Below are 12,143 nucleotides of genomic sequence, written 5' to 3'. Positions count from 1 at the left end.
CCGGGCGTTTGCGTTTCAGGCCCGCAAACGAACGGTCAATGAACGCGCCCCGGCAAAAATACCCAAAATGGGAAATTTGGTATATTTTGCGAACACACAGCCCGGAAACCGCCATGGACCTGTCACTGAACCTGCTGGATCTGGAAAAGACGCCCGCCAGTGACGTCAAAGCCAAAGGCTGGCCTGATCTGATGCGCAAAGTCGCCAAACGCGGGGCCGTGGTGGTTACCAACCACAACCATCCGCAAGCGGTGGTGGTCTCTGCCGAGGAATACCAGCGGCTGGTCGCGCAGGCGTCCGGCGCGTCGGCGGCAGCGCAGCGCGCGCAGTCACTCCAGCAACTGCAGGCCGAGTTCGATGCCCATCTTGCCGTACTCGATGACGGCACGGCCTTGAGCAGAGCCCTGGGTCGCCCTGGCCGCCGCGGCCTGAAGATCACCCCGGGCCAGTCGCGCTGATCGATGGCGCGCATCCTGGTACTGGCCGGCGTCAATGGTGCCGGCAAAAGCTCCCTGCTGGGCATGATGCTGGCGCATGATGGCGCCACCTGGTTCAACCCCGACGCCTTCACCCGGCAACTGGTGGAACGGGATTGGCCGTTGGCAGAAGCCAACGCAGCCGCATGGCAGGAAGGCACCCGCCGCCTGCGCGAGGCAATGCAGTCCGATCGTGACTACGCTTTCGAAACCACGCTCGGCGCCAACACCATTCCCAAGCTGTTGCACGAAGCCTGCAAACAGCATGAGGTATCGGTTTGGTTCTGCGGCCTGGAAAGCATCGAACTGCACCTGCAACGCGTGGCCGAACGCGTTGCAGCCGGCGGCCACGATATTCCCGAAGACAAGATCCGCCAACGCTACGACAGCTCGCGCCTCAACCTGATCGAGCTATTGCCGCACCTGACGACGCTGCACGTGTATGACAACAGCCGTCCGCCCGATCACGACGGCCTGGTCGAGCCGCTGCTTGTGCTGGAAATGGACAAGGGGCGGATTCTCTGCCCGGTCAGCCAGGGCGAGTTTGCACAGGTGCCGGAGTGGGCCAAGCCGGTGGTGTGGGCGGCACTCAAGGCTTTCCCCGTTGCAGCTGAAGAATGAAACCCAAAACAGGCCATTGGGCCAGCCCATTGCTTCGGCCCTGGGCACCGCTTCCAAGCTCTCCCTTCTCCCGTACGCGGGAGCAGGTATCCCGCAGCGGCGGCTGGGGGCGAACGCCCCCGAAACCCATCCTGGCATTCTTCGCCTGGGCCTCAGCGGCGTTCGATCACGAACTTTCCGAAGCCGATCCCCAGACTCCAGCCACGACCGGTACCCGCAAGCGCCAGCGAAATATCGCCCTTGGTCATCGCCTGCGCATCGGTCGCCCGTGAGGCACTGGCGTGCACCTCGGCCGCCGCATAGGTGCCCAGCAAGTCGTTGAGCGCATAAGCACCGGTAAACCTGCCGCGACCGTCAGTGATGGTGGTGCGGCCCACCGTCAGGCCACCGCCTTTGGCGGTGATCTTTACCGGAATGCTTGCACCATTTTCACAGGTGATCGTGCCAGTGCCGCTGGAAGTCTTGTAGAACGCCGACCAACCACTCAGGTTGTAGCGCAGCTCGCAGTCGATATTGCCCGCAGCCTGCGCCGCCGGGGCAAGGCCCAACGCCAGCACTGCAGCCATCGCCATCATCTTCTTCATCGCGCATCCTCTGCTTGATTGAACCGGCATCGAGCCTGACAGCCCCCCTGCGCCTTGCAAAGAGCCTGCAGACCCGACGCGCGGCCGGCGTTCAGCGAAGCACCACCGGCCCGCCCAAGGTAAACGCATCGGCATCCAGCATTGCCGGGAAGCGCTCGCGATGCGCCGCCAACGCCTGCGCCGAGATGGTGGTGGTGACCACCTGCTCGCGCTCGCGGATCTCCAGCTGCGGCTGGCCGAGGAAATCGATCACCGCGCTGTCGCCGGAATAATGCAGGCCATTGCCGTCCACGCCAATGCGGTTCACCACTGCCACGTAGCAGAGGTTTTCAATCGCCCGTGCACGCGCCAGGGTCTGCCACGCATACGCACGCGCCGACGGCCAGTTGGCGACGAAGATCTGCAGGTCGAAATCCATCTGCCCTGCCCGCTCCACATCAAACCGGTTGCGGCAGAACACCGGGAAACGCAGGTCGTAGCAGATCTGCGGATTGATCCGCCAACCCTTCCACTCCACGCATAGCCGTTCGTTGCCAGCCGCATAACGCTTATGCTCGCCGCCAAAACGGAACAGGTGGCGCTTGTCGTAGTAGTGCAGCTCGCCTCCGGGCGTGGCCCACAGCAGACGGTTGTAGACGCTGCCATCCACCCGCAGCTGCACGCTGCCGGTCACTACCGCGCCCAACGCGCGGGCCTGTTCGGCGATCCATGCAACGGTCGGGCCGTCCATGTCTTCAGCCTGGTCAATCGCGTCGTTGGAAAAACCACTGGTGAAGGTCTCCGGCAGGATCACCAGATCGGTGTTGCCCGCCAGCGGCGCCAACAGCGCACCATAATAGTCGCGGTTACCCGCCGGGTCGTGCCAGCGGGTGTCACCCTGCACCAGGGAAATACGCAGGTCCTGCATTGTCGTCATCGTCCTGAAAGCCATGAAGAAAGAACAGCACTGGTCGCCACGGCCGCGCCCAATACCGGCACCCACCACTGCAACCGCGCAATCCAACGATTGACCGGCTGGCACCGCTCGACATCATCAAGCAACGCCAGATACTCACGGGTATAGCGACCAAAACTGCTACGAAACGCCAAGCGCCCCTCATCCACCGACACGCCACGCGCCTGCAAGCCAGGTTGAACCACGGAAAGGAACAGATAGCCCTTCACCACACCCGCAAGCAGGAACGTGCAGAACGCCACGAGGAAAACGAACAAACCGGTATCCATGGTGGTTTCGAACATCAGAGCGCGCGCAGGCGCTCGATGGCCGCATCCAGCGTCGCATCGTTCTTGGCGAAGCACAGCCGCACCAGACGCTGGCCAGCCGGCGGGGTTTCGTAGAACGGCGACAACGGGATCGCGGTAACGCCCTTCTCGATGGTCAGCCAGCGCACGAACTCATGGTCCGGCAGGTCGCTGATCGCCGAATAGTCCACCAACTGGAAGTAACCGCCCGGCACCGGCAGCGGCTTCAGTCGCGTACCCAGCAACTGCTCGCGGAAGCGGTCACGCTTGGCCTGGTAGAACGCGCCCAGCTCCAGGTGATGCTCCGGCTCATCGCGAATCATTGCGGCAAAGCCATATTGCGCCGGGCTGTAGGTGGTGAAGGTGTTGTACTGGTGGACCTTGCGGAACTCGGCGGTCATTGCCGGCGGCGCGATGGCGTAGCCGATCTTCCAACCGGTGCAGTGATAGGTCTTGCCGAAGCTCGAGATCACGAACGCACGCTCGCGCAGCTCGGGGTAGCGCAGTGCCGATTCATGACGGGCACCGTCATAGATGATGTGCTCGTACACTTCATCGGAGATCAGGTAGATGTCGGTGCCGCGCAGCACATCGGCCAGCGCCTGCATGTCGTCAGCAGTCAACATCGCACCAGATGGGTTGTGCGGTGTATTCACCATCAACATGCGCGTCTTCGGGGTGATGGCCGCGCGTACACGGTCCCAATCCACCGCGAAGGTCTGCGGGTCCAGCGGCACATGCACAGCGCGCGCGCCGGCCAGGTCGATCGCGGGCTCATAGCAGTCGTAGGCCGGATCCAGCACGATGACTTCCTCACCGGCCCGCACCACGGCATGGATGGCATTGAAGATCGCCTCGGTGCCGCCGGAGGTGACGGTGATCTCGCTGTCCGGATCGACCTGTGCGCCATAGCAATCCAGCGCCTTCTGCGCGATCGCCTGGCGCAACGGCGCCACGCCGGTCATCGGCGCGTACTGGTTCAAGCCCTCGCGCATGGCCTTCGCGGTTTCGTCGATCAAGCGCTGCGGGGCGGAAAAGTCCGGAAAGCCCTGGCCAAGATTGACTGCGCCATGTTCGGCGGCCAGCTGCGACATCACGGTAAAAATGGTGGTGCCCACCTTGGGCAACTTGGTCTGCGGATGCATGGGTACGTACACGCCGGGGGAGAAAACCCCGAGTGTACGCAAAGCTGGCACGCCAGGCTTCCCAAACCGTGCCCTCAGGCCCCGGGACAGCACCCTGTCAGCGCTATACTGCGCGGCCCGATGCGCCGCCCTGCCTGCGCCACCTCTCCAAGGACGGAAGCGCCCGATCCGATGATTGACACCGCGAACACCCTGCCGCTGCTCGATGCACGCGGCCTGCGCTTCACCCGCAATGACGATCCGGTATTCGGGCCACTGGACCTGCACGTTGATGCGGGCGAAGCGCTGTTGGTGCAGGGAAGCAATGGCGCCGGCAAGACCACCTTGCTGCGTGTGCTGGCCGGACTGCTACGCCCGGACGACGGCAGGATCGAGATCGACGGCCGTCCCGCCAACAGCACCGACCGCTCCCGCTATATCGCTTACCTGAGCCACCTCACCGCGCTCAAGCAGGACCTCGGTTGCCTGGAAAACCTGCACTTCCTGTGCGGACTGCAAGGCCGCCGCGCGCGGCAGATGCCGGGCAATGCCCTGGCAATCGTCGGCCTTGCCGGCTACGAGGACACCCTGGTCCGGCAACTGTCGGCCGGCCAGAAAAAACGTCTGTCGCTGGCCCGTATCTGGTTGTCACCGGCACCGATCTGGCTGCTGGACGAGCCCTACGCCAACCTCGACCTGGATGGCATCAACCTGGTCAACCGGATGATCTCCGCGCATCTGCGCGGCGGCGGCGGTGCGCTGGTGACCACCCACGGTGCCTACGCGGCACCACCGGTCCGCAATCGGACGCTTACCTTGGGCAGCGCAGCAACACCGGAGGGTGCAGCATGAGCCTGCCCGGTCCGCAACCAACGTTGTTCTCTGCCGCGCGCGCCCTGCTGGCCCGCGACCTGAAGCTGCTGTGGCGTCGCCGCGGCGATGCCGCGCAACCGATCCTGTTCGCCTTGCTGGTGGTAGCGCTGTTCGCGCTGGCACTGGGTGGCGAACCCCGGTTGCTGCAGAGCGTTGCCTCGGCGGTGCTGTGGCTGTCGATCCTGCTGGCCGGCCTGCTGTCGCTGGATACCTTGTTCCGCAGCGACGCCGAGGATGGTTCGCTGGAGCAATGGCTGTTGTCGCCGGTACCGCTGGCCTGGCTGGTCGCCGTGCGGGTCTTCTCGCATTGGTTGACCACGGCCTTCCCGCTGGTCCTGGTCAGCCCCTTGTTGGCCGAACTGATGCACCTGCCGCGTGAGCAGCTGCCGGTGCTGCTCGCCGCGCTGGCACTGGGCACGCCCCTGCTGAGCCTGCTCGGGGCGGTGGTCGCCGCATTGACCGTTGGCATGCGCCGCGCCGGCATCCTGCTTGCCCTGCTGGTGCTGCCTCTGTACGTGCCGGTGCTGGTCTTCGGGGCCGGCGCGGTGGCCGCCGCGGCGCAAGGCTTCGATGCCAGCGGTGCGCTGCTGATGTTGGCGGCCGGTTTGCTGGTCAGTGCCGTGCTTGCCCCGCTGACTGCTGCGGCGGCAATCCGCATCGCCAACTCCTGAGCCCAAAACAGCGCTATTCTTGACGTTGACTTCACAAATCAAACCAAGCACATGGCTGAGCGGCCCGACACGGAAGTTCCGAGCGTAGACAAGCCTACCTTGCCGCCCCGTCCCGTGGTCGAGCTGCAACGCCGCGGCGAACTGCGGGTGGAGAAGTTCCTGGCGGCCGCCACCGAGGTCTTCAACGAAAAGGGCTACCAGGCGGCACGCCTGTCCGACATCGTCAAACGCGCCGGCGGCTCGATGGCCACCCTCTACCGTGCGTTTGGCGACAAGGAAGGCCTGATCCATGCATTGATGGAGCAGAGCATCAACGACTTCGGCCGCAGCCTGGACACCTTGCTGCAATCGCCGTTGCCGCCCGCCGAGGCGCTGGAGGACGCCGCCAGCCAGATGGCCGAGGAAGTTCTCTCGCCCAGACGCCTTGCCTGCCATCGCGTGGTGATTTCCGAAGGCATGAACCAACCCGCGCTGCGTGATTGGTTCCACGCCCATGGCGTGGCGCCAATGGAAGTGTTGCTCAGCCAGTACTTCGCCCGCGAAACCGCCGCCGGGCGCATGTATATCGAGAACCCGGAACAAGCCGCGCATTTCTTTTACATGCTGGTGATCGGCGGCCTGGTCCTGCGCTCAGTCAATGGGCGCGTTGTCCTCAGTGACCTGCCCAAGGCACAACAACAGGCGCGAGACGCAGTCCGTCTGTTCATGGCCGGTGCGCTGCCGCGAAACTGATGCCAAGCCGGCTTCACTCGCGCCAGCAAACGACGCACCTGCAGCAATTGGAAGATGGGCGGGCGGGACTCGATCCTCACCCGCCCCTTTTGTGCAAAGCATCAAAACAGAATCGATACGGCATGCGTGAGCACCTTGAGCCGCATGACACGAGGCATGACCCTGCCGTGTAGATGCACCCACCTGCGACGCTGCTGATCAGCGGCGCGCCGCAGGCACCGGATCAGCCTGACGCACGTCGGCCACGACCCGCCGGTTTTCTGAATTTGCGGTATCTTGCGCTAGTCTGAAAACAGCAACGGTGGTGCAGCCCGCACCGCCCAGCCGGTTGGGCCGCTGATCGCGGCCCGGTCATCGTCTTCCTCAGCGAGCGAGCGGATGTTCAAAGGTTTAGTTGGTTGGTTTCACAAGCTGGGCTCACCGCCCTACTTCGACACCTTCGCCGCCCGTTGGTCCACCTGGTGCTATATCGCCGCGCTGCCTCTGTTCGGTTTCGGCCTCTGGCAGGCCTTGGCGGTGGTCCCGGCTGACTACCAGCAGGGCGACAGCTTCCGCATCCTGTATATCCACGTGCCATCGGCATGGATGAGCCTGTTCGTGTTCGGGCTGATGGCCCTCTACAGCGCAATCGCGCTGATCTGGCGGATCAAGCTCTGCGAGATCCTGGCCATGGCCTGCGCTCCCATCGGTGCAGCGTTCACCCTGATCACCCTGCTCACCGGCAGCATCTGGGGCAAGCCGATGTGGGGTACCTGGTGGGATTGGGACCCGCGGCTGACCACCGAACTGATCCTATTGTTCATGTATCTGGGCGTGATGGGGCTGTACGGCGCCATCGATGACCGCCGCGCGGCCGCCCGCGCCGCCGGCCTGCTGGCCATCGTCGGCGTGGTGATGTTGCCGATCATCCGCTACTCGGTGGTGTGGTGGAACTCGCTGCACCAGGGCCAGACCATCCGCGTGTTCGGCGACTCCAGCATGGACAGCAGCATGATCCTGCCGCTGTGGATCATGGTGCTGGCCACCAAATTCTGGTTCGTCGGTTCGCTGCTGTCGCGCGCCCGCGCCGACAACCTGCGCCGAGAAGTCGGCAAGGCCTGGCTGCGCGAACGGCTGGAGAAGTCGGCATGACCTATTTCAAATACGTGGCACTGGCCTACGCCGTGTTCTTCATCGTATTGGCCTGGGACTTCATCGTGCCGCGCCTGCAGATCCGCCAGCAGCTGCGCGAGGCACGTTCGCGCATCACTCGTGCCAGCCGCGGCAGCGCAGCAGCCGTTGACGAGGAACTGAGCCGATGAGCCCAACCCAGCGCCGCCGCCTGTTGCTGGTGTTGCTGGTCCTGCTGGTTGCAGGCGCAGCGGTCGCCCTGGTCAGCACTGCCCTGCAACGTAACATCGCCTATCTCTACACGCCAGCCGAGGTCAACGCCGGCCAGGTTGCCCCGGATGCACGTTTCCGGCTTGGCGGCATGGTGGCCAAAGGCTCGTTCAAACGCGAACCCGGTGCGCTGCTGGCGCGCTTCGAGGTCACCGACGGTGACGCGATGCTGCCCGTCACCTACGACCGCATCCTGCCCGACCTGTTCCGCGAAGGACAGGCGGTGGTCGCTACCGGGCGCATGGTCAACGGCGTATTCGTCGCCGAAGACGTGCTGGCCAAACACGACGAGACCTATATGCCCAAGGAGCTGGCCGACAAGATGGGTGTGGCGCACGACAAGCACCAGGTTCCGGCCACCACCCCAACGACGGAAACGCCCTGAGTGCTCGGTGAAATCGGACAGGTATTGCTGATCCTCGCCCTGCTGGCAGCCCTGCTGCAAAGCGTCCTGCCACTTGTCGGCGCCCAACGCGACATCCCCGCACTCACCGCGATCGCCCGCCCGGCAGCGATGCTGCAGCTGAGCACGGTGCTGGCCGCCTTCGTGGTGCTGACGATTGCCTTCGTGCGCCAGGATTTCTCGCTGCGCTACGTCGCCGACAACTCCAACACCCTGCTGCCGATGATCTACCGCTATTCGGCGGTATGGGGAGCACACGAAGGCTCGCTGCTGATGTGGTCGCTGGTGCTGGCGCTGTGGACCGCCGCGGTGGCCGCGTTCTCGCGGCAGCTGCCACCCGAGGTGATGGCGCGTGTGCTGTCGGTGATGGGCATGATCAGCGTCGGCTTCCTCGCCTTCCTGCTGTTCACCTCCAATCCGTTCGCACGCCTGCTGCCAGCACCGGGTGAAGGCCACGACCTCAATCCGCTGCTGCAGGACCCCGGGCTGATCATCCACCCCCCCCTGCTCTATCTCGGTTACGTTGGCTTCGCGGTGCCGTTCGCCTTCGCCATTGCAGCATTGATCGACGGCCGCATCGACGTGCGCTGGCTGCGCTGGACCCGACCGTGGACCAATGCAGCCTGGGGCTTCCTGACCATCGGCATCGCGCTGGGCAGCTGGTGGGCGTATTACGAGCTGGGCTGGGGCGGCTGGTGGTTCTGGGACCCGGTGGAGAACGCCAGCTTCATGCCGTGGCTGGTTGGCGCGGCCCTGCTGCATTCGCAGGCGGCCACCGAAAAACGCGGTGTGTTTGTCGGCTGGACCCTGCTGCTGGCGATCGCCGCGTTTGCGCTTTCCCTGCTCGGCACTTTCCTGGTGCGTTCGGGCGTGTTGACCAGCGTGCACTCGTTTGCCGCCGATCCCTCGCGCGGCCTGTTCATCCTCATTTTCCTCGGCATCGTGGTGGGCGGCTCGCTGCTGCTCTATGCGCTACGTGCACCCGGCATGGGTGGCAACAGCAACGACCCGCGCCGCGCGTTCGCGCTCAACTCGCGCGAAAGCCTGCTGCTGGCCAACAACCTGCTGCTCAGCTGCGCCTGCGCGATGGTCCTGCTCGGCACCTTGTATCCGTTGTTGGCCGATGCGCTGGATCTGGGCAAGGTCTCGGTGGGACCACCGTACTTCGGCACCCTGTTCGTGCTGTTGATGGCACCGATGATCGTGCTGCTGCCATTCGGCCCGCTCAGCCGCTGGCAACGCGAGCAAGGCCTTCGCACCCTGGCGCTGCTCGCACCGTGGGCGGGATTGGCGGTAGTGCTGGGCATCATCGGCTGGTGGATGGCCCCGCAAGGCAAGTTCAAAACTGCAATGGGCATTGCCAGCGCCGCCTGGGTCGCTGGCGGCACCGGCTATTACCTGTGGATGCGTCTGCGCAAAAGTGGCCGGCCCAATGCCGAAACCTGGGGCATGCTGATCGCCCACTTCGGTGTGGCCGTGTTCCTGGTCGGCGCCTTGTTGGTGGAGGCGCTGCATGTACAGCATGAAGTTGCGCTGGCACCCGGCAACTCCATCGACGCCGGCGGTTATACGCTGCTGTTCGAAGGCGTGGATGCCAGCGATGGACCGAACTATCACTCCGACCGCGGGCACCTGCAGGTATTGCGCGGCGACACGCTGATTACCCGCCTGCACCCGGAAAAGCGCATGTACGCCAGTGGCGGCCAGCCGATGACCGAGGCCGGCATACACCGCACGCTGGGTGGCGATATCTATGTCGCACTGGGAGAATCACTGGGCGACGGCTCCTGGGCCGTGCGTGTACAGATCAAACCTTTTGTCCGCTGGATCTGGCTGGGCGCGGCGCTGATGGCGCTGGGCGGTTTCATCACCGTCGTCGACCGCCGCTTCCGCAGGCTGCCTGAGAAATCGAAATGAATAATCCTGCACCCGAATCCAAAACCAAGCATCGCCTGCCACCAGTCGCCATCGTGCTCGGCGCGCTGTTCTTCCTCGGCCTGATGGGTTTGATGCTGTATGGCGTCAGCCGCTCCGGCAAGCCTGACCGCGACAGCCTGCCCTCGGCGCTGATCGACAAACCGGCGCCCGCGTTTTCCTTGCCCGTGCTGCACGACCCCAGCGTGCATGTCACCGACAAGCAGCTGCGTGGTGCGCCCTATCTACTCAATGTCTGGGGCAGCTGGTGCCCGACCTGCCGCGATGAACACCCCATCCTCACCCGCTTCGCCGAAACCAAGCGCGTGCGCGTGATCGGCTACAACTGGAAGGACGAGCCCAGCGAAGCACTGCGCTGGCTGGAGCAGTTGGGCAACCCCTACATGGTGGTGCTGGCCGACCAGGAAGGCCGCGCCGCGCTGGACTGGGGCATTGCCGCTGCACCGGAAACCTTCCTGGTCGACGGCAGCGGCATCGTGCGCTGGAAGTACAGCGGCGCCATCACCCAACAGGTCATGGATGAGCAGCTGATTCCGGCACTGGAAAAAGTCGAAGCCGCCGCCGGTGGCAAACACGGTGCACCGGACCTCGGGGCCGCCCGATGAGAGCCTGGGCTGTGGTCCTGTTATGGCTGTGCCTGGCGTTCGCCGTCAGCGCGCAGCCAGCCGGCGACCCCAGCCCACTGCAATACCGCGACCGCGCCGAGGAAGTACGCTTCCACGCACTCACCGCCGAGCTGCGCTGCGTGCAATGCCAGAACCAATCGCTGGCCGATTCCAACGCGCAGATTGCCCACGACCTGCGCCGCGAAGTGCTCAAACTGATGCACGAAGGCCGCAGCGATGCCGAGATCAAGCAGTTCCTGGTCGACCGTTACGGCGAGTTCGTGCTGTACCGCCCGCAACTGGAAGCCAGCACCGCCCTGCTCTGGTTCGGTCCCGGCCTGTTGTTGCTGGCCGGCGCCGTGCTGTTGATCGTGCATGTACGGCGACGTGGCCGCACCGTCCCTGTTGCCAGCAATGACGACGCCAGCCAGGAAGAACGCGAATGGTGAATACCGGGTTCATGGCAGGCGCTGCAGTGCTGGCGGTAGTGGCAAGCGGCGTCACCTTGTGGCCACTATGGCGCGCCGGCAAACGGCGGATCTGGGGCAGCCTGGTTGCGATGGCGATGGTCGTCACGCTGGGCCTTTACCAGTTGCTGGGAACCCCGGCGGCAATGCAGCCGCAACCTGAAGCCGCTGCCGCGCCGCAGACCATCGAAGAAGGCATCGCCCAGCTGCAGGACGCCTTGAAGCAGAACCCCAAGCGCGTTGACGGCTGGGTGCTGCTGGCCCGCTCGCAGCTGGAGATCGGCAAGGTGGCCGATGCCGCCGCGGCCTACCAGCGCGCCGTACAACTGGCGCCGGACGAACCAGGCCTGCTGCTCGAAGCCGCACAGACCCGCGCCCAGGCCGATCCCAAATTCCTGTTCGACGATACCGCCCAGCAGTGGCTTGCCCGCGCCCGCCAGATCGCACCGGACAATGAGCGGGTGATCTGGCTCACCGGCATCGTGCAGCGCCAGCAAGGCCAGAACGAACAGGCCGCGCAGACCTGGGAAAGCCTGCTGCCTCGGCTGGAGCCCGCCGCCGCAAATGCGCTGCAGGCACAGATCGACATCGCCCGTGGCAAGGCACCGGCCACCGCGCAGACTGGCACAGCGGCAACAACAGCGACTCCAGCAAGCGCTGCTGGCGGTGGCATCACCATAACGGTAACCCTGGCCCCGGCCTTGGCCGAGCGCGCCGCCTCCGGCAAGGAAACCGTGTTCGTCATCGCCCGCATCCCCGGCGGCCCGCCAATGCCGGTCGCCGTCGAGCGCCACCCTGCACAGGCAGCGCCGCTGACCGTCGCCCTCGACGACGGCGACAGCCCGATGCCCACGCAGAAGCTGTCGGCGCTGCAGGAAGTGGAGGTATTCGCCCGGCTGTCCGCCAGTGGCAATGCGATGCGCGGCGAAGGCGACGTCGAGTCGATACCGGTCAAGGTCAAACTGCCAACTGACAAGCCCTTGGCGATCATGCTGGGTCAATAACCCGCTGCAAGCTGTTTTGTGGGAGC

Annotated in this window: 16 protein-coding genes; 12 read left to right on the top strand and 4 right to left on the bottom strand. The window is 64.7% G+C overall.

Annotated elements, in window-relative coordinates; genetic code table 11:
• Positions 1–113: 113 nt before the first annotated feature.
• A complete protein-coding gene (locus tag AC1VWL_RS09325) occupies positions 114–458 on the top strand; it encodes a type II toxin-antitoxin system prevent-host-death family antitoxin (RefSeq protein WP_482986477.1) in 345 nt (114 codons plus the stop codon).
• A gap of 3 nt (positions 459–461) precedes the next feature.
• Positions 462–1,097 carry an ATPase gene (locus AC1VWL_RS09320; RefSeq protein WP_482986476.1) on the top strand — a complete coding sequence of 212 codons (636 nt, stop codon included), beginning with the start codon at positions 462–464 and terminating at the stop codon, positions 1,095–1,097.
• Between the two features lie 152 nt (positions 1,098–1,249).
• Here AC1VWL_RS09320 and AC1VWL_RS09315 read toward each other — a convergent pair whose 3' ends face one another.
• The 4 genes from AC1VWL_RS09315 to AC1VWL_RS09300 form a co-directional block, all read right to left on the bottom strand.
• The gene (locus AC1VWL_RS09315; RefSeq protein ID WP_481533065.1) at positions 1,250–1,681 is read right to left on the bottom strand and encodes a peptidase associated/transthyretin-like domain-containing protein; all 432 of its coding nucleotides are present in this window, start codon (positions 1,679–1,681) and stop codon (positions 1,250–1,252) included.
• A 91-nt stretch (positions 1,682–1,772) separates the two neighbouring features.
• Complete coding sequence (locus AC1VWL_RS09310; protein WP_482986487.1) at positions 1,773–2,588, bottom strand: amidohydrolase; 816 nt, start codon at positions 2,586–2,588, stop codon at positions 1,773–1,775.
• Positions 2,589–2,593: 5 nt separating this feature from the next.
• On the bottom strand, positions 2,594–2,920 hold the full coding sequence (locus AC1VWL_RS09305; RefSeq protein ID WP_482986475.1) for a hypothetical protein: 327 nt from the start codon (positions 2,918–2,920) through the stop codon (positions 2,594–2,596).
• Entirely contained in the window at positions 2,920–4,068 is a 1,149-nt protein-coding gene (locus AC1VWL_RS09300; protein ID WP_282273094.1) for a pyridoxal phosphate-dependent aminotransferase, read from the bottom strand. Before AC1VWL_RS09300 ends, AC1VWL_RS09305 begins: the two co-directional genes overlap by 1 nt.
• 171 nt (positions 4,069–4,239) lie before the next feature.
• On the opposite strand from AC1VWL_RS09300, the gene ccmA reads away from it, so the two are divergent.
• The 10 genes from ccmA to AC1VWL_RS09250 all read left to right on the top strand — a co-directional run bounded on the left by ccmA (position 4,240) and on the right by AC1VWL_RS09250 (position 12,117).
• Positions 4,240–4,899 (top strand): heme ABC exporter ATP-binding protein CcmA, encoded by a 660-nt coding sequence (gene ccmA / locus AC1VWL_RS09295; protein ID WP_482986474.1) that lies wholly within the window; start codon positions 4,240–4,242, stop codon positions 4,897–4,899.
• Positions 4,896–5,591: a heme exporter protein CcmB gene (gene ccmB, locus AC1VWL_RS09290; protein ID WP_482986473.1), complete on the top strand. Its 696-nt coding sequence runs from the start codon at positions 4,896–4,898 to the stop codon at positions 5,589–5,591. The genes ccmA and ccmB overlap by 4 nt, the downstream gene beginning before the upstream one ends.
• Before the next feature lie 99 nt (positions 5,592–5,690).
• Entirely contained in the window at positions 5,691–6,323 is a 633-nt protein-coding gene (locus tag AC1VWL_RS09285) for a TetR/AcrR family transcriptional regulator (RefSeq protein WP_296253207.1), read from the top strand.
• Positions 6,324–6,701: 378 nt separating this feature from the next.
• Positions 6,702–7,454 carry a heme ABC transporter permease CcmC gene (gene ccmC / locus AC1VWL_RS09280; protein ID WP_482986472.1) on the top strand — a complete coding sequence of 251 codons (753 nt, stop codon included), beginning with the start codon at positions 6,702–6,704 and terminating at the stop codon, positions 7,452–7,454.
• Positions 7,451–7,624, top strand: coding sequence for a heme exporter protein CcmD (ccmD, locus tag AC1VWL_RS09275; protein WP_482986471.1), 174 nt, complete (start codon positions 7,451–7,453; stop codon positions 7,622–7,624). Before ccmC ends, ccmD begins: the two co-directional genes overlap by 4 nt.
• Complete coding sequence (gene ccmE / locus AC1VWL_RS09270) at positions 7,621–8,088, top strand: cytochrome c maturation protein CcmE (protein ID WP_296253201.1); 468 nt, start codon at positions 7,621–7,623, stop codon at positions 8,086–8,088. The genes ccmD and ccmE overlap by 4 nt, the downstream gene beginning before the upstream one ends.
• Positions 8,089–10,023 (top strand): heme lyase CcmF/NrfE family subunit, encoded by a 1,935-nt coding sequence (locus AC1VWL_RS09265; RefSeq protein WP_482986470.1) that lies wholly within the window; start codon positions 8,089–8,091, stop codon positions 10,021–10,023. It abuts the gene before it with no gap.
• Positions 10,020–10,646 (top strand): DsbE family thiol:disulfide interchange protein, encoded by a 627-nt coding sequence (locus tag AC1VWL_RS09260; RefSeq protein WP_296251480.1) that lies wholly within the window; start codon positions 10,020–10,022, stop codon positions 10,644–10,646. The genes AC1VWL_RS09265 and AC1VWL_RS09260 overlap by 4 nt, the downstream gene beginning before the upstream one ends.
• Positions 10,643–11,095, top strand: a complete 453-nt coding sequence (locus AC1VWL_RS09255; RefSeq protein WP_482986469.1) for a cytochrome c-type biogenesis protein — start codon at positions 10,643–10,645, stop codon at positions 11,093–11,095. The genes AC1VWL_RS09260 and AC1VWL_RS09255 overlap by 4 nt, the downstream gene beginning before the upstream one ends.
• Entirely contained in the window at positions 11,089–12,117 is a 1,029-nt protein-coding gene (locus AC1VWL_RS09250; RefSeq protein WP_482986468.1) for a tetratricopeptide repeat protein, read from the top strand. Before AC1VWL_RS09255 ends, AC1VWL_RS09250 begins: the two co-directional genes overlap by 7 nt.
• Positions 12,118–12,143 lie beyond the last annotated feature (26 nt).

It is taken from the genome of Stenotrophomonas sp. STEN063, from assembly GCF_056854515.1.
Note: the sequence above shows the minus strand (reverse complement) of the source record. Positions and strands in the feature narration are given on the sequence as shown.